Origin of the sequence: Terrabacter sp. C0L_2 (assembly GCF_036352015.1) — a bacterium.
GTDB lineage: Bacteria > Actinomycetota > Actinomycetes > Actinomycetales > Dermatophilaceae > Terrabacter > Terrabacter tumescens.
This window is the reverse complement of sequence record NZ_CP143557.1, coordinates 2,073,872-2,090,890: the sequence shown is the minus strand read 5'-3', so window position 1 is coordinate 2,090,890 and position 17,019 is coordinate 2,073,872. Positions and strand designations below refer to the sequence as shown.

At 71.2% G+C, this 17,019-nt stretch carries 13 protein-coding genes and 1 tRNA gene; 8 read left to right on the top strand and 6 right to left on the bottom strand.

Features of this window, described 5'->3' with window-relative positions; genetic code table 11:
* Nucleotides 1–40: 40 nt before the first annotated feature.
* A complete protein-coding gene (locus tag U5C87_RS09710) occupies nucleotides 41–2,575 on the bottom strand; it encodes a penicillin acylase family protein (RefSeq protein ID WP_330476678.1) in 2,535 nt (844 codons plus the stop codon).
* A 228-nt stretch (nucleotides 2,576–2,803) separates the two neighbouring features.
* Here U5C87_RS09710 and U5C87_RS09705 point away from each other — a divergent pair, with 228 nt between their 5' ends.
* From U5C87_RS09705 to mscL, 5 genes are all read left to right on the top strand, one after another.
* Nucleotides 2,804–4,324 carry a potassium/proton antiporter gene (locus U5C87_RS09705; protein WP_330476370.1) on the top strand — a complete coding sequence of 507 codons (1,521 nt, stop codon included), beginning with the start codon at nucleotides 2,804–2,806 and terminating at the stop codon, nucleotides 4,322–4,324.
* Between the two features lie 44 nt (nucleotides 4,325–4,368).
* Nucleotides 4,369–4,740, top strand: coding sequence for an FmdB family zinc ribbon protein (locus tag U5C87_RS09700; RefSeq protein ID WP_330476369.1), 372 nt, complete (start codon nucleotides 4,369–4,371; stop codon nucleotides 4,738–4,740).
* A 73-nt stretch (nucleotides 4,741–4,813) separates the two neighbouring features.
* Nucleotides 4,814–5,692 carry an S-methyl-5'-thioadenosine phosphorylase gene (locus U5C87_RS09695; protein WP_330476368.1) on the top strand — a complete coding sequence of 293 codons (879 nt, stop codon included), beginning with the start codon at nucleotides 4,814–4,816 and terminating at the stop codon, nucleotides 5,690–5,692.
* Nucleotides 5,692–6,372: an SAF domain-containing protein gene (locus tag U5C87_RS09690; protein ID WP_330476367.1), complete on the top strand. Its 681-nt coding sequence runs from the start codon at nucleotides 5,692–5,694 to the stop codon at nucleotides 6,370–6,372. The genes U5C87_RS09695 and U5C87_RS09690 overlap by 1 nt, the downstream gene beginning before the upstream one ends.
* A 193-nt stretch (nucleotides 6,373–6,565) precedes the next feature.
* Entirely contained in the window at nucleotides 6,566–6,931 is a 366-nt protein-coding gene (gene mscL / locus U5C87_RS09685) for a large conductance mechanosensitive channel protein MscL (protein WP_330476366.1), read from the top strand.
* 190 nt (nucleotides 6,932–7,121) lie between these two features.
* Here mscL and U5C87_RS09680 read toward each other — a convergent pair whose 3' ends face one another.
* The 3 genes from U5C87_RS09680 to U5C87_RS09670 all read right to left on the bottom strand — a co-directional run bounded on the left by U5C87_RS09680 (nucleotide 7,122) and on the right by U5C87_RS09670 (nucleotide 12,359).
* The gene (locus tag U5C87_RS09680; protein ID WP_330476365.1) at nucleotides 7,122–7,538 is read right to left on the bottom strand and encodes a tetratricopeptide repeat protein; all 417 of its coding nucleotides are present in this window, start codon (nucleotides 7,536–7,538) and stop codon (nucleotides 7,122–7,124) included.
* Between the two features lie 56 nt (nucleotides 7,539–7,594).
* Complete coding sequence (locus U5C87_RS09675) at nucleotides 7,595–11,707, bottom strand: AAA domain-containing protein (protein ID WP_330476364.1); 4,113 nt, start codon at nucleotides 11,705–11,707, stop codon at nucleotides 7,595–7,597.
* A gap of 154 nt (nucleotides 11,708–11,861) precedes the next feature.
* Nucleotides 11,862–12,359 (bottom strand): ANTAR domain-containing protein, encoded by a 498-nt coding sequence (locus tag U5C87_RS09670; RefSeq protein ID WP_162180991.1) that lies wholly within the window; start codon nucleotides 12,357–12,359, stop codon nucleotides 11,862–11,864.
* A 238-nt stretch (nucleotides 12,360–12,597) separates the two neighbouring features.
* Between U5C87_RS09670 and U5C87_RS09665 the strand changes: the two genes are divergently transcribed.
* The 3 genes from U5C87_RS09665 to U5C87_RS09655 all read left to right on the top strand — a co-directional run bounded on the left by U5C87_RS09665 (nucleotide 12,598) and on the right by U5C87_RS09655 (nucleotide 15,747).
* Nucleotides 12,598–15,162 (top strand): GH92 family glycosyl hydrolase, encoded by a 2,565-nt coding sequence (locus U5C87_RS09665; protein WP_330476363.1) that lies wholly within the window; start codon nucleotides 12,598–12,600, stop codon nucleotides 15,160–15,162.
* 184 nt (nucleotides 15,163–15,346) lie between these two features.
* Nucleotides 15,347–15,419 (top strand) — tRNA-Arg (locus U5C87_RS09660).
* A gap of 157 nt (nucleotides 15,420–15,576) precedes the next feature.
* Entirely contained in the window at nucleotides 15,577–15,747 is a 171-nt protein-coding gene (locus U5C87_RS09655) for a PLDc N-terminal domain-containing protein (protein ID WP_330476362.1), read from the top strand.
* 12 nt (nucleotides 15,748–15,759) lie between these two features.
* On the opposite strand, the gene U5C87_RS09650 is transcribed toward U5C87_RS09655, so the two are convergent.
* Together U5C87_RS09650 and U5C87_RS09645 are read right to left on the bottom strand one after the other, a co-directional pair.
* The gene (locus tag U5C87_RS09650) at nucleotides 15,760–16,632 is read right to left on the bottom strand and encodes a hypothetical protein (RefSeq protein WP_330476361.1); all 873 of its coding nucleotides are present in this window, start codon (nucleotides 16,630–16,632) and stop codon (nucleotides 15,760–15,762) included.
* Between the two features lie 164 nt (nucleotides 16,633–16,796).
* On the bottom strand, nucleotides 16,797–17,015 hold the full coding sequence (locus U5C87_RS09645) for a hypothetical protein (protein WP_330476360.1): 219 nt from the start codon (nucleotides 17,013–17,015) through the stop codon (nucleotides 16,797–16,799).
* Nucleotides 17,016–17,019 lie beyond the last annotated feature (4 nt).

The window sequence follows — 17,019 nt, the reverse complement described above, 5'->3', positions numbered from 1 at the left end:
GCGTCGCGGCCCTCAGGCAGCGAGCGTCAGGGAGCGGACCTCAGGGAGCGGGGGCCGGCGACGGCGGCACCAGGGTCAGCTCGTCGTCCGTCGCGTCGCGCACCGCGGCCTGGCTGAACGGCCACGCGAAGGTCTCGTTGGCCGCCCACGCGTCGATCTGGTCGGCGTAGTGGTCGTCGTAGGCGTGCCCCGACTGGCCCGTCGAGTTGACCCAGCGGGACGCGTCGAGGTTGCCGAGGTCGACGACCATACGCATCGACGGGCCGTTGGTCACGTCGTAGCCCGGCTTCGAGGCGTTCCACGAGTTGGCGTTGACGATGGAGTTGCCGCCGCCGAGCTCGATGTCGTTGCGGTTGAAGAGGTTCTGGACGATCTCCGGCACGCCGTCGGCGCCCATGACCTGGTGCTTGAGGTCGAGCTGGTGCAGGCGCCCCCAACGCCACGTGGCCGGCACCTTGCCGAGCTCGCGCGCGAGGTCGAGACGCGCCTCGACGAGCGCCCGCTTGAGGATCTCGCCCGACCCCTCGGTGACGCCGGGGGTCGTCTTGTCGTCCCACCAGTCGTTCTTCGGGTCCTTGAGCAGCTGCTCCATGACGACCATCCAGCGGCTGCCGCCGTCGGGGGCGATGTCGGGCGGGAGCTCGTCGAAGGTGTACTGCAGGAGGTACTTCCAGACGGCGTTGTAGTACGCCGCCGAGGCCGCGTCGCGCGACTTGTCGTTGGGCTGGCTGCCGTCCCAGTCGCGCAGCAGGCGCTGGGCCTGCGCGGTGAAGTCGTCGACCTGGACCGACAGGAGCCGCTCGACGAGCTCAGGAGCGTAGGTGTTGCGGGTGTCGCCCTGGATCTGCGACATCGTCTCGGGCGAGACCTTCGGGGTCGCCGCGAGGAGCGTGCGGATGCGCTGCGCCCGGAAGCCGTAGTCCCACTCGGAGGTCAGGAACGGCGTCGGGCTCGCGGTGACCGCCTGGTTGGCGGTGACGACGAAACCCTCGGCCGGGTCGAACGAGTTCGGCAGGTCGTCGAACGGGACGTAGCCCTTCCAGTCCCACTGGGAGTCCCAGCCGGGCGAGGGCCAGAAGCCGGGAGCCGCACCGGGCGTCGCCGAGCGACGGACCGGGATCTTGCCGGGCGCCTGGTAGCCGATGTGCCCGGCCGTGTCGGCGTAGACGAGGTTCTGCGACGGGACCGAGAAGAGCGCGGCCGCCTTGCGGAAGTCGGCCCAGTTCGTCGCCCGGTTGAGGGCGAAGATCGCGTCGGCGGTCGTGCCCGGCGTCAGCGCCGTCCACGCGAGCGACACGGCATACCGGTTCGACTGCGGCGCACCCCGCACGACGCTGCGGTCGCCCGCGGCGTCGATCGACGGGACCACGTCGGAGAGGATCGGTCCGTGCACGGTCGAGCGGACCGTCAGGGGCACGTCGGCGCCGCCGGCGACCTTGATGACCTCCTGACGCTTCGTGACGCGCACGTTGTCGCCGTCGCGGAGGTAGGTGTCGCCCGAGACCTGCTCGAGGTAGAAGTCCGTGACGTCGGGGCCGAGGTTGGTCATGCCCCACGCGACCTTGTCGTTGTGGCCGATGACGACGCCGGGGAGGCCGGAGAAGGTGAAGCCCGAGACCTGGAAGGGGCACGCGGCGCTGAGCGTGCGGCACTGGAGGTTGACCTGGCCCCAGATGCCGGGGATCGACAGGGCGAGGTGCGGGTCGTTGGCGAGCAGGGGCTTGCCCGTCGTCGTGCGCGAGCCGGACACGACCCACGAGTTGGAGCCGATGCCGTCGCCGCGCCCGAGGCTGACCGGGACCGCCTCGACGGAGGCGAGCGCCGAGTCGATCGCGTCGCTGCCGTCCGCCGTGCGCAGCGCCTTGAGCGCGGCGGGCGCGGGGCTCGCGGCCTGGTCGCTCTGGGCCGACGCCGGCTGCCAGTCCTGCTCGGAGAGGATCGGCTGGTTGCGGTCGACCGGGTAGGGCGGGTAGAGCAGGTTGACCTGCTTGAGCGAGCGGGTCGTGCGCGAGAGCCGGGCCCGGGCGAGCTCGTCCTTGTAGTCGCCGCGCAGGTCCCACGCCATCGCCTTGAGCCAGGCGAGCGAGTCGACGGGCGTCCACGGCTCGACGCGGTAGCCGGGGTTGCGGCGCGCGAGCACGGTGTACTCGAGCGACATCTTCTCGGGCGACTCGGTCTTCTTGATGTAGGCGTTGACGCCGTCGGCATAGGCCTGGAGGTACTGCCGGGTCTCCGGCGCGAGCTTGGGCAGCTCCTGCTCGGCCACGCGGCGCCAGCCCATCGCGCGGATGACCTTGTCGCTGTCGATGCCCGCACTGCCGACGAGCTCGGACAGGCGCCCGGCCGTGACGTGGCGGCGCAGGTCCATCTCGAAGAAGCGGTCCTGCGCGCTGACGAAGCCCTGCGAGCGGAAGAGGTCGTTCGCGTTGTCGGCGTAGATGGTCGGGACGCCCTGGGCGTCGCGGTGCACCGAGACCGAGCTCGTGAGGCCCTCGATCTCGAGCTGGCCGGTGGTGTCCGGGAAGGACTGCCGCACCACACCGATCGCCAGGATGCTCACCGCGACCACCGCCATGACGACGAGGACGGAGACGAGCAGGACGATCCGACGGGCGCGCTTCAACCGTGACACGCGACGAGCCTAGGCCACCGCCGACGGCCCGGACCGCAGCCCGGCGGGCGCCGGCGCACATCGTTGCCGAACCGACGACAAACCGGCGACGTGGGTCGACCGAGCCCCGGACCGCTCCACGACGGCCGACGCCGGGATGGTTGGATTGCCCCCAGACCTGAGGAGCTGCCCTTGCCCGCACTCGCATCCATCACGTCGTCGACCATGGACCTCGACGACCTGACGCGTGTGCTCCTCGTCGGCTCGCTCGTGCTGCTCGTGGCGGTCGCCGCCGTGCGCCTGTCGGTGCGCTCGGGCCTGCCGTCGCTGCTCATCTACCTCGGCATCGGCGTGGCGCTCGGCAACGCCGGAGCCGGCATCCAGTTCGACGACGCGTCGATCACGCGGGTGCTCGGCTACGCCGCCCTCGTGCTCATCCTGGCCGAGGGCGGCCTCACGACGTCGTGGTCCAACATCAAGGACTCGGTGGCACCGGCGGCGGTGCTCTCGACGGTCGGCGTCGCCGTGTCGGTGCTCGTCGTCGCCGTGGCGGCGCACACCCTCCTCCCCCTGTCGTGGACGATCTCGCTGCTCATGGGCGCCATCGTCACCTCGACCGATGCGGCCGCCGTCTTCGCCGTGCTGCGCAACGTGCCGCTGCCCAAGCGGCTCTCGGGGATGCTCGAGGCCGAATCGGGCTTCAACGACGCGCCGGTCGTCATCCTCGTCGTCGCGTTCGCCGCCCAGGGCGTGCCGGGCGGGACGGCCGACCCGTGGTGGGTGCTGCTCCTGCACGCGGTCGTCGAGCTCGTCGGCGGCGCGCTCGTCGGTGGCGCGGTGGGCTGGCTGGGCGGGCAGATCCTGCACCGCGTCGCGGGCGCGTCGTCCGCGCTCTTCTCGATCGGCGTCGTCTCCCTCACCGTCCTCGCGTATGCCGTGGGCTCGGCCGTCCACGTCTCCGGCTTCCTCGCCACGTACCTCTCGGCCCTCGTGCTCGGCAACATGGGGCTGCCCAACCGGGTCGCCTTCCAGAGCTTCGCCAACGCCCTCGGCTGGATCGCGCAGATCGGGCTCTTCGTGCTGCTCGGCCTGCTCGCCGACCCGCGGCGCCTCGGCGAGCAGCTCGTCCCCGCCATCGTCATCGGCCTCGTCCTGCTGCTCGTCGCCCGCCCACTGTCGGTCGTCGCGTCGGTGTCGTGGTTCAAGGTGCCCTGGCGCGACCAGCTCTTCCTCTCGTGGGCGGGGCTGCGCGGCGCCGTCCCCGTCGTGCTCGCAACCGTGCCGCTCGTCGTCGGCACGCCGGACACCGAGTGGATCTTCGACCTCGTCTTCATGCTCGTCGTCGTCTTCACCATCGTCCAGGGCCCGACGCTGCCGTGGGTGGCGCGGCGCCTCGGGCTCACCGAGCAGGTGCACTCGGTCGACGTCGACCTCGAGTCGACCTCGCTCATGGAGATCAGCGCCGACGTCATCCAGGTGACCGTGGGACCCCAGTCCCGGCTGCACGGCGTCGCCGTCTTCGAGCTGCGCCTGCCCAAGGGTGCCAACGTCACCCTCGTGGTCCGCGGCGGCGAGGGCTTCGTCCCCGACCGGCACACGACGATCCGGCACGGCGACCAGCTGCTGGTCGTCACGACCTCCAAGGTCAAGCAGCGCACCGAGCAGCGCATCCGCGACATCAGCCGCGGCGGACGCCTCGCCGGGTGGCCGTAGACTGACCCTCGGCCTGTTTCCCTTACGACGTCCGAGGTTCACCTGTGCCCACCTACTCCTACGCGTGCCAAGAGTGCGGTCACGCCTTCGACATCCGCCAGTCGTTCACCGACGACTCCCTGACGGTGTGCCCGGAGTGCGGCGAGCCGCGGCTGCGCAAGGTGATCCACCCGGTCGGCATCGCCTTCAAGGGCTCGGGCTTCTACAAGACCGACTCGCGCGCGGGGGCCAAGAGCGCCGCGACGCCGGCGGCCGGCGGCTCGAGCGAGAAGAAGGACGCCGCGACGTCCTCCTCCGACTCGACCTCCTCGAGCGCATCCACGACGTCCGGCTCCTCCAGCTCGTCGAGCACGTCCTCGACGGGCTCGACGGGATCGTCGGGCTCGGGCTCCGGCACGTCGTCCACAGCCTCCTGAGCCACGGGGACGTTGTCCCCACCCGATGACGTATGCCGTCCGGCCGGCCGGGAGCCCACCCTAGGCTCGTGCCATGACGACAGAGCAGACGACCGTGTCCGACCCCGCCCTCCCGGTGGCGCCCGCTCCGGGCCCGCGCGCCGAGATCGGCGTCATCGGCGGGTCCGGCCTCTACGAGTTCCTCGACGACTACGAGACGGTCGAGGTCGACACCCCCTTCGGCCGGCCCAGCGACCCGCTCGTCGTCGGTGAGGTCGAGGGACGCTCCGTCGCCTTCGTCGCCCGCCACGGCAAAGGTCACCGCTTCGCACCCCACCGCGTCAACTACCGCGCCAACCTCTGGGCGCTCCGAGCGGTCGGCGTGCGCCAGATCCTCTCCCCCTGTGCGGTCGGGTCGCTCCGGCCCGAGCACGGCCCGGGCACCATCGTCGTGCCCGACCAGGTCGTCGACCGCACGTCGGGCCGCGCGCACACGATCTACGAGGCCGAGGGCCCGGTCGTCCACGTCGGGTTCGCCGACCCGTACTGCCCCAACGGCCGCCAGGTCGCCGTCGACGCGGCCCGGCTCTCCGAGCTCCAGGTCGTGCCCGACGGCACTCTCGTCGTCATCAACGGGCCCCGCTTCTCCTCGCGCGCCGAGTCGCTCATGCACCAGGCGGCCGGCTTCGGCATCGTCGGCATGACGACGATGCCCGAGGCGGCGCTCGCCCGTGAGCTCGCCATGTGCTTCACGACGATCGCGATGGTCACCGACCACGACGCCGGGGTCGAGGGTGGCGCCGCGGTCACGCACGAGGAGGTGCTGCGCGTCTTCGCGACCAACGTCGAGCACCTCACCGGCATCCTGCGCGACGCCATCGGGCAGATGCCCGCGGCCGAGCCGGACGACACCGCGACCTGCCCGTGCCGTCGCAGCCTCGACGGTCTCGAGCTGCCCTTCCCGCTCCCCTGATGGCCGGGACGCGCGTCGGGGGGCGCTGGGGTCGGGGTCCGGCTGCGGCGGCGTGGCCCGACGGCCCGCGTCGTCGTCGCGCGCGCCGCACCCGGTGGCGCCGGTGGGCGGCCGCAGGTCTCGCGGCCCTCGCGGTGCTCGTCACCGTCGGCGCCCTGCGCCCGGCACCGGCCGGTGGCACTGGGCTGCCGACCCTCGTCATGGTCCGCGACGTCGCGACCGGGCAGCGGCTCGGTCCCGACGACGTCGCCGTCGCGACGAGGCCGGGCGGACAGCGACCCGAGTCTGCGCTCACCCGGCCCGACGCAGCGGTGGGCCGCGTCGTCGCCGCGCCGCTCGCGGTGCACGACGTCGTGACGCCCGAGCGCCTCCTCGGCCCTGACCTGCTCTCGGGCCAGCCGGCCGACCGCGTCGCCATCAGCGTCCCCGTCCTCGACGCCGCCTCGGTGGGCGCTCGCCCCGGCGACCACGTCGACCTCTATGCCACCGGCACGGGCACGAGGACGGCCACCGACGTCGTCGTCCTCGCCGTGCGCGACGCCGAGGAGTCGACCGGCCTCGGCACCGGGGCCCCCGCCCGCGTCACCCTGGCCCTCGACCCGAGCCAGGCCACCGAGGTCGCGCGCGGCCTCAGCGCGCTCGCGGCCGGCCAAAGTCTCGTCATCGCCATCCGGCACTGAGGACGAGCCCCGCGGTAGGCTCGAACCGCCGGGGTCGCTCGTCACACGAGCCACTCTCGTCGCAACGCCGCACGCGGGCCGGGCCGCAGGCTCAGCATGGACAGGCAGGACCCTCGGGGACGAGTCGACACCCACCGCATCCCCTCGAGGCACCGAGACGCCCCCCTTCCATGGGGCAGAGAAAGGGACGCTCATGATCAAGGGTTTCAAGGATTTCCTGATGCGGGGCAACGTCGTTGACCTCGCAGTCGCGGTCGTCATCGGGACGGCGTTCGCCAAGGTCGTCGACGCGTTCGTCGCCGTCATCATGGACCTCATCGGCAAGATCGGTGGCACCCCGGACTTCTCCAACTGGACGCCCGGTGGGGTGAAGTTCGGGGCGTTCCTCACGGCGCTCATCAGCTTCGTCATCGTGGCAGCCGCGGTCTACTTCATGGTCGTCGTGCCGATGAACCACCTCGCGGCCCTGCGCAAGCGGGGCGTCGAGCCCGAGCCCGAGGCACCGTCCGAAGAGGTCATCCTGCTCACCGAGATCCGCGACAGCCTCCGCGCCCGCTGACCTTCAGCCACGCACCGAAGTGCCCACTCGACGCCACGTCGAGTGGGCACTTCCATTCCCACAGAAGTCGAGTGGCCCCGCAGTCACACAAAGTCGAGTGAGCGCCCCGCCCCACCACGAAGTCGAGTGGCCCCGTCGTCACGGGTGTGACGGCGGGGCCACTCGAGTTGTCTGAGTAGTTGTCGGGGTCTCAGGCGGGGTCGGTCGCCTCTGGACGGCTGGTGCCGTAGGCCTGAGGACGCTCGTAGTCACCGAGGATCTCGGCGAGGGCGAGCGGACGGGCGGCCTCGGCGTGCCGGCCGGCGCGCTGCAGCGTGCGCCCGAGCAGCAGGTGCGCGTAGGAGTCGGTCGGCGACTGCTCGATGACCTGCGTCAGCGTCGCCTCGGCGCGGCCGAGCTGCGCCGACTGGAAGTAGGCGCGGGCCAGCATGAGGCGCAGGTCGGTGACCGAGTGCAGCACGGCCTCGGACTCGGACGAGCTCTCACGGGACGACTCGACCTCGTCGACGAGCTCGGCCAGGGCGGTGGCAGCGGCCGCGTGGTCACCTCGCTCGAAGAGACCCTGGGCCCAGGAGAGGCGCAGCGAGAACGGGGTCGTCGTGTTCATGCGCCCGTCAACGCGGCGCGGGGTCGCGGCATTCCGCGGAGGTCACTCCGGAGGGGTCACTCGTAGTGCGGCGGTCGCTGCTCCTGCAGCCACCGGTCGCCGAGGCCCGAGCTGGAGGGGCGTTCGCCCCAGCCGAGGTCGAGCTCGTCGCTGCTGCGCCCGAGCGCGGCGCCCGGCTCGCTGCCGTCGGTCTCGGAGGTCGACTCGGTGGCCGCGGTGCCTTTGCGGAAGACCCGGCGCCGCTTGCGCTTCGGGGCGGTAGCCTCCTGCGTCGGCGTCGCGGCAGCCGCTTCGGTCGAGCCCCCGTCCGAAGAAGCAGCATCGCCACCGCCGTCCGACGTCGCGTCCGCGTCTGAACCCTGCGGGGCCTGAGGCTCCTCGACCGGCCCCGACGTCTCGGCCGCTGCGTCAGCAGCCGGAGGGGGCGGCGACGAGCGGGCCAGGTTCACGATGCGCGCGATCTCACGAGCCGGGTCGCGGAACACGTCGGTGCTCCAGACCCGCTCGTGCACCCACCCGAGGCGGGCGAGCTGCTCCGGACGCAGACGGTCACGGTCGCGCGTGCTGCGCAACGCGGCATACCGCTCCCCGTCGGTCTCGACGGCGATGAGCGCGCGACCGCGGTGGTAGGGGTCCTCGACCGCGATGTCGATGCGGTGGCTCGCCGTGCCGTAGTCCTCGTGGACCGTGAGCCCGTGACGGCGAAGCCGCTCGGCGAGGTCGTGGCGCAACGGGTCGTTCGAGACGGGAGCAGAGGCGAAGAGGGTGTCCTCGTCGCCGGCCCCGCCACCACCCTCGGCGTAGGCGAGGAAGTCGCGCAGCATGAGAGCGCCCCGTGCCTTGAGGCGACCGGGATCGAGGTCGATCGCCCGCAGCGCCGACACGACCGTCATCCGAGAGCGGGCGCGGGTGATGGCGACGTTGAGGCGACGCTCACCGCCCTCGATGTTGAGGGGGCCGAAGCGGTGCAGCACCCGACCGTGCGGTGTCTTGCCGTAGCCGATCGACAGGATGATGGCGTCGCGCTCGTCGCCCTGGACGCGCTCGAGGTTCTTGACGAAGAAGCGCTCGTCGCGGGCGTCGTCGAAGAAGGCGGCGACGTCGGGTGCGGTTCGCAGCGCCTCGGTGATCGCCTCCTCGAGGCGGTCGGCGTGCTTGATGCCGAGCGCGATGACGCCGAGCGACTCGGAGGGGCGCGTGCGGGCGTGCTCGAGGACGAGCTCGACGACGCGCGCGACCTCGCCGTCGGTCGTCTCGATGGTGTCGACGCCGGGCTGGACGACGGCCTGTCCGTCGACCGGCTCGAAGGTGACGGCCGAGTCGAGGGACGTGCCGGGGAAGGTCGTGAGGCGCCCGTCGTACATCGCCTCGTTGGCGAAGGCGATGAGCCGCTCGTCCCGACTGCGGTAGTGCCAGCTGAGGTTGCGCGTCGGCAGCGCCGCCGCCAGCACGTCGAGCACCGACTCGAAGCCCTCGGTCAGGGTCTCGTCGGCCGGGGCCGCGTCGGACTCGTCGTCGGAGACCACGGTGAAGAAGTTGGTCGGAGGCAGCTGACGCTCGTCACCCGCGACGACGACCTGGCGGGCGCGCGAGATCGCCGAGATCGCCTGGGCCGGCTGCACCTGCGACGCCTCGTCGAAGATGACGACGTCGAACCAGCGGCCCGGGGGCAGGGTGGAGGCGACGACGAGCGGGCTCATCGCCCAGCACGGCTTGATCGCCGTCAGCGTCGGCGACGCCTGCGGCATGAGGTCGCGCAGCGGGCGGTGTCGCCGGGCCTTGCCGGCTTCGGCCCGCACGAGCGCCTCGTGCGCGGGATGGTCGGCGAGGGTCTCGCGCACGTTGCGGGCAACGGCGGCGCGGACCCGCGCGACGGTGGCGGACTGGTGGGCGCGGTCGGCCTCGGCGAACTCGGCGACGTCGCGGCGCAGGCCCGTTCCGTCGTGGGCGCCGTAGGCGGGGTCACGGACGGTGATCTCCTGGGCGAGCGAGGCCCACCACACGTGCTCGACCTCGGCCGTGACCTGCTCGGTGGGGATCCCCCGGGCGGCGAGGTCGTCGACGACTCCCCCGAGACCGACGGCGCGCAGCTCATCGAGCGCGGCCGTGACCTGGGGCAGCACCGCGATGCGGTCGGGGCGGCTCGCGAGGGCGGCGAGACGCTCGCGCAGCTCGAGAAGCGGCAGCGAGGTCAGCGTCTGGCCCTGGGGGCCGGGCTGGAGTCGTTCGTCGAGCCACTCGAGGTCGGCGGTGAGGTCGGCGAGCAGGGCGAGGCCCTCGTCGAGTCGCGGCGAGATCTCGGGCCGGCCGCCGCCGCCGACGAGCTCGAACCAGTGCTCGCGCTGCTCGCTGGCCGACACGAGCTCCTCGTGGAGGTCGGCCGGCGGGCGGCCCGGACGGAGCAGGCGCTTGGTCTGCTGCCGGATCTTCCAGCGGTCGAGCCAGCCCATCTCGACGTCGCGCGCCTCGCGCCAGTCGCGCGTCGCGGTCGCCGCGATGTGCTCCTTGAGGGGGATGTCGAACACCTCGGGTCGGAACACCTCGAGCGTCTCGCGGACGCTCGACATCGTCGCGAAGGCCGACTTCCAGTCCTCGAGCGAGTTCGCCTCTGGCACACGGGATTCGGACAGTATGCGGTTGAGCTGGCGAGCAGCGTCGTCGAGCCCGCTCGTGCTGTGCTTGCTCGTGATCTCGAGCGCACGGGACGCGTCGTCGGAGCTGAGGATGCGGGCGCCGAACCACGGGTCGTCACCGTCGCGGGTCCACGCGCCGAGGCCGGCGGCGTCGCGCAGGCGACGCCCGAGCTCGACGGCGCGAGTGCGGCTGAGCCCGGCGAGGTCGCGACTGCCGAGCCGCACGTGGCAGGTCGGCGGAGGCGTACGGGTGCCCAGCTCGACGAGCGCCTCCTGGGCGTCGTGGGCGGACACGCCCCACGGGTCGCGCACGGCGTGCAGGGCCTGCACGTGCTGCTGCAGCCGGGCCCGGCGCTCGCGCAGGGTCGCGGTGGTGCGGTCGCTCTCGGTGGCGTCGTTGTCGACGGCGGCCTCGAGGCTGCGCGCGAACTGCTGCGCAGTCGCCCGCTTGTTGGTCGGGCCGTCGTACGCGTCGAGGACTAGGTCACCGAGGCCGAGGCGGTCGAGGCGGCTGAGGACGGCGTCGATGGCCGCGCGCTTCTCGGCGACGAAGAGCGTGGACTTGCCCTCGGCGGCGAGCGAGGCGATGAGGTTGACGATGGTCTGCGACTTGCCCGTGCCGGGAGGTCCCTTGACCACGAGGTGTGCCCCAGCGCGTACGGCATCGATCGCCGCGTGCTGGGAGGAGTCGGCGTCGAGGACGAGGTACTCGTGCTCGGGGTCCGGGTCGGGCTCGCTCTCGGGAACCCGGAGGCGCACGGCCGCCAGCGCCGACTCGTCACCGGCGAGCGCCGCGACGACGTCGTGGTCGGCGAGGGTCGCCCCCTGCAGTGCGAGGTCGGCGACCATCGGCAGCTTGGCGTAGGAGAAGGTGCCGAGGACGAGCCGGGGGCTGATCTCGAACTCGGGCACGTGCTGGCAGGCGTGGCCGAGAGCGGCATACACGGGGTAGGGGTCGAAGCCGTTGCCGGCGCTGGCGAGGTCGGCGAGCGCGTCGGCGTCGATCTCGATGCCCTGCTCGGAGCGGAGGTACTCGCGCAGCACGGGGTTGAACTCGGCCTCGGGCCCGAGGTCGATCTCGAAGTCCTCCTGCGCGGCGCCGGTGGGTCGCAGCACGCACGAGCGCAGCAGCACCGGCGAGGCCGGCGGCCGGGCGGCGCGGGGCACCGACCATGTCGCCATGCCGATGGCGATGAAGCCGGCCGCGATGCCGCGCTCCTCGCGAAGCTCGAGTGCCTTGGCGCGGATGGCCCGCGCCCGACGGCGGGCCTCCTCGAAGGCGGCGGGCTCGCGCACGAGGTCGGACAGGCGGGTGCGGCGGCCCGCGAGCAGCATCGAGACGCCGCCGGGGTGGGCGGTCGTCAGGTCCAGCGTGCCCGAGGGGAGGTCGCGGTACCAGAGCAGCGTGTTGCGGCCACCAAGGTCGACGAGCGTGCCCTGCCACGTCCTGACGGCGGCCGCGACGCGGTCGGCACGCGGGTCGCCCGAGGGCGACTCCGCCGGGATGGCAGGGTCGGTCCTGAGGGCTTCGGTCATTCCAGCAGGCTAACGAACGAACCTCCGTAGTCCTGCCAGCGACAGACCACCGCGCGGAGGAATCGCTTCGGCGGGCACACGGCATACGCAGACGACGGGCACTGCTGCACGCGTCGCGGGCACGTGTCGCCGAGCGGGATGCGGAACGTGCGGGCTAGACGGCCTCGGCAGACTCCGTGGACTCGGCACCGAGCGGCTCGGCAGGCAGCAGCGTCACGTCGCCGGTCTCGACGATCTCGTCGGCCACGAGACGCAGCTTCTGGTTCGTGTTCTGGCTCGCGGTGCGCAGCAGCCCGAAGGCGGCCTCCTCGCTCACCTTGCGCGCCAGCATGACGATGCCGATCGCCGCCCCGATCCGGCGCGAGGTGCGCAGGGCGAGCTGGAGCTGCGTGGTCAGCTCATCGCGCACCAGACCCGCGGCCTGGAGCTCGAGGAGCAGCTCGTGGTCCAGGTCGGCACGACACTCCAGACCGTCGATCCGCTTCCGGTCGTCCTCGGCGCGACCCTCGATGGAGTCCGCCCGGGCGGCTGTCTCCTCCGAGGTGTTGAGGAGGTCGTCGATGTCCGACCTGTTGACGGTCATCTGGGCCCGCATCTGCTCGACCTCGGCCAGCAGATCCGGCTCGTCCTGCGACTGAGCGTGCTCACTCATGCCCTCCATTATGGACGACCGGGGGCCGCCGACGGCTCGTAGGAGACCGCCTTGAGTGCGAGCTCGATGACTCCGGGCCGGGGCTGGCGCTCGCATCGGGCGGTCGTCACCGGTCCTGTCCGCCCGGCTGTCCTGATCGGACAAATGCGACATCTCGCATTGCCGCCGCTTCGACGCGATCCCTAGCGTGGCTGGCTCCGAGCCAACCCCAGCGTCGGGGAACGAAGGAGAGTCGACCATGCACCTGTCGAGGACCAAGGGGAGGTGGACGGTGGCCGTGACGGCGGCCGCCCTGCTCGCCACCGGCACATCCGGGGCGGCCAGCGCACGCTCCGACCATGGCGCCGTGCCACCGCAGCACCGGAAGGTCCTGCCGCTGACCCAGTACGTCAACCCGTTCATCGGCACGGCGGTGTCGGCCACGAGCGGCTACGCGGGCAACAACAACCCGGGCGCCAAGGTGCCCTTCGGCTTCACCAACTTCGGCCCGGACATGCCCCGGACCAACTTCAACGGGTCGGGGGGCTACCTCAACCCGCCCGACGCGACCACCGGCCGGATCAACTTCTTCAGCCTGACCCACCTCAACGGCGTCGGCTGCCCGGGCCAGGGCGCGGTCGGGATGATGCCGGCAGCGTCGCCGACACCGGTGGCCTCGAGCACCGGCGTCCCGACCGGTGTGCCCTTCCACACCGACACCGAGTCCGCCTCCCCCGGCTACTACGGCGTGAAGCTCGACAACCAGGTCAAGGTCGACCTGACGGCCACGACCCGCACCGGCATGGCGCGCTTCACCTATCCCGACGCCGGGTCCGGCTACTTCTCCATCGACACCCGGCTCAACGGCAACAGCAACCGCAAGACCGAGGCCGGCAAGATCACCCCCGACCACGTGTCGCTCGACGTCAGCAAGGACGGGCGGGTGCTGTCCGGCCAGAGCGTCGCCCCGGCCTTCTGCACCCCGTACGGCACGCCGTGGAACTCGCCGGTCTACTTCTACGCGGAAGTGAACCGGCCGCTCCAGCAGACCGCGGAGAACGCGGTGAACTCGCCGAAGGACGGCGCCGCGCTGCTGCACTACTCGCTCCCGGCATACGACCCGACGCTCACGATGCGCGTCGGCATCTCGGCCGTCAGCGTCGAGAACGCGAAGCTCAACCTCCACACCGAGAACCGCGCGTCCGACTTCGAGCAGGCGCGCAAGGCAGCCGACACGGCCTGGAACGCGAGGCTCAACACGATCCAGGTCGACCGGGCAGCCGACGCCCGCACGCTGACCGGTCCTGAGCGCGACAAGCTCGTAAAGTTCTACACCGCCCTCTACCGCGTGTTCGGCTCTCCCACCGTCTATTCCGACGTCAACGGTGACTTCCGAAGCATGGGAGCCGAGCGCCCCTACCCGACCGGCGTCGACACGACGGGAGGGATCGCGCCCCGCAAGACGGCCAACGTCGCGGACTACTCCTACACGAAGCCGGACGGCGAGAAGGACCGCTACACAACGCATTACAGCAGCTTCTCGATGTGGGACACCTACCGGTCGCAGGCGCAGCTGCTCGCACTGCTGGCCCCCAAGGAGTCCGGCGAGATGATGCAGTCTCTGGTCGTCGACGCGGAGCAGTGCGGCGCCTTCCCCCACTGGGTTGACGCCAGCGACGACTCGACGCCGATGGCCGGCGACGACGCCCTGCCAGTCCTGGCCGGTGCCTACGCCTTCGGTGTCAAGGACTTCGACGTCACGCGCGCCGCTCGCCTCGTCAAGCAGTCGGCCTTCGACCCGAAGAGCGCGTGCAACGGCAACAAGAGCATGACGTCCTCGGAGCAGTACCTCCGGGACGGCTACTACCCCAGCCCGGAGTGGTCGTCGAGCAACATCGAGCGCTACAACAGCGACCGGGCCGCGGCCGCGTTCCTCGCGGACGTCCCCGACTCGGTGCGTCGCGACCCGAGCGTCGCCGTCACTCGGGCGGACCTGGACAAGCTCTACGACCGGGCCGGCTGGTGGCGCAACATCTTCGACACGGCCAACGGCCGCATCGCCACTCGCGCGGCGCCGACCACCCCGGGGACTCCGGGGGTGCTGATGCCGGGCACCTTCCACGAGTCGACCGAGCCGAACTACTTCTGGTCGTTCGGCTATGCGTGGACCGACCTCATCGCAGCCATCGGCGGCAAGGACCGGGCCGTCGACCGTCTCAACCGGCTCTTCTCGATTGACTCCTCGCTCAGCACCACGCCGACGGCTGCCCAGCTCAACGGCGGCCAGGAGGCCGAGACCTTCTACATGGGCAATGAGATGAGCTTCAACGCGCCGTGGGCGTACAACTGGGCGGGAGCTCCGGCCTCGACGCAGTACATCGTGCAGAAGCTCATGGACGTCACCTTCAGCGCCGGGCGTGACGGTTTGCCGGGCAACGACGACATGGGCGCCCTGTCGAGCTGGTACGTCTTCGCGGCGCTGGGCATGTATCCGACCGTCGCGTCGGCGCCCGGCCTGTCCCTGTCGACGCCGCAGTTCCCGGCAGCGACGGTGTGGCTGAAGAACAAGGCGCTGCGCATCACGACGGACCACGACGCGGCCGCCCGCCCGTTCATCAGCAGCCTCACGGTCGACGGTGACGCGCACGCGAGCTCGTGGCTGCCGCTGCGCGACGTGAAGAACGGCGGCGCCATGGCGTTCTCGCTCGCCGCCAAGCCCACCAGCTGGGCTGCGGCACCATCGCTCACGCCCCCGTCCGGCCCGAACGCGGACTACACGCGCTCGACCGCATCGGGGCACGGCGCAGGTCCCCGGGGACGGTAGTCCCTGCGGCGAGGACGGCGGGGTGCGGCAGAGAGGCTGCTGCACCCCGCTTCTTCGTGCGGCTTGGTGCCGCCGGCAGGCCGCGACGAGCGAGGGGGTCAGGTCGAGTAACCTGTCCACCGTTGGCCGGCCCGGCGATGGTCTCACCACCGCGAGAACCACACGCAGGTCCGTGCCATGCCCCGCCCTCGTAGCTCAGGGGATAGAGCACCGCTCTCCTAAAGCGGGTGTCGCAGGTTCGAATCCTGCCGGGGGCACTTACTTAACCTGTGAATTCGCCTGCTGGTTGACGTTCGGCTGGATGCTCGCACGCCGATGACGCCATGTGACGTGAACGCGGACAGCATTGTTACCCGGATGGGCCGATGAGACGATCGTGCAATGGGGCACGCTGCGGTCTGGACACCAATCGCGATGCTGGTCCTTGCCGTCGCCTTCTGGGCCTTCACCCTCATCGACTTCTCCGCGACACCGGACCGCGACGTCCGCACCTTCCCCCGCAATGCCTGGCTGGTGATCATCACCTTCGGCAGCGTGCTCGGCTGCATCGCCTGGTGGCTCGTCGGACGCCCGTCGCGCCCCTGAGGAACTCAGCCGTCACGAGCCGGACGGGCTCGCGGTCCCCCCGTCTCGCAGCCCGGTCGCCTTGTGGTCCGCGAACCTCGTGACCGCCTCCTGCGAGGCACCGAAGAGCGCCGCCATCATCGCGAAGCCGGCCAGCGACGTGGGCGTGGTCGGCGTGTCCCCCTTCGTCAGGAGAGCAGCCGACGCGGCCATCAGACCGATGACTGCCGACCAGGCGCCCACGACGACCTTCAGGGCCGCCTGCTCACGGACAGGACTGAACGACGTCGCGCTCTCGGGCACCTGTGACAACGACGGGATGGCACTGAACAGCGCCCCCAGGGCGCCGAAGACCAACGCGATCGCGACCGGCGCCAGATCCTGGATGTCCTTCACGGGAGGAAGGAGGGACCAGTGCCAAACCTCCACTGCCACAAGCAGACCCGCGGCCATCGCGACGAGGACCCCGACCTGGAGCCGTAGCCCGTTCTTGAACGTCCGGAGCTCGCGGTGCTGGCGGTCGCTCGCAGAGTGGCTGGCGACCAGGACGTTGCGGGCCAGTGCATTGATCGTGCCAAGGTCCGGCGGCGTCTTCCCCAGCTCGAGGGCCAACGCCTCGACCATGACGTCGTCCTTCGGGAGGTATGCCTTGGCGTGACGTTGGGCGTCCACGACGTGCGCGAGCACGTCGTGGACGGCTGCAGCGTCACGCGCGATCATCTTCTCGGCGGAGCGCAGCTCTCGCCAGCAGGACTCGATGCGGCTGCCCGTCCACCACTCCGCCGGGCTCTGCCGGTGGTCGGCCAGCACGCTCGCCGCCTCGAGATGCGCTCTCACCTCTTCCGACGGTGACGGCAGCTCGTCGACGATCCGGTAGATCCGGTCGAACGCCTCCTCACGCCACAAGCCTCCACGCCATCGCGTCGGCCTGACCCCCTGCTCCAGCACACCCTGTGCCATGTCCCTCATCCCCTCAGCTCGCTGCTGACCTTTCCTCGAGGGGCCCGCCCGTCAGAAGGCGCGTCCCAAACGCCGCCGACGACGTCCGCCTTCCCACCTACGTCCAAGGGCTACTTCGCCGTGTCCGCCACCGGCTCTGGCCCCGTCTTGAGCAGGTTCAGGTTGTTCGGCGCACCCGAGTCGATCTGCGCGTAGATCGGACCCTCGTTGCGCAGGATGTCGATGTACATGCCGAACGACGACATCGGCGCGACGATCCCGCCGCGCTTGCCGGTGAGATCCGTGAAGTTGCCGCCGGCATCGGCCTGCGCCTGCGTGGCCGCGAACACGACG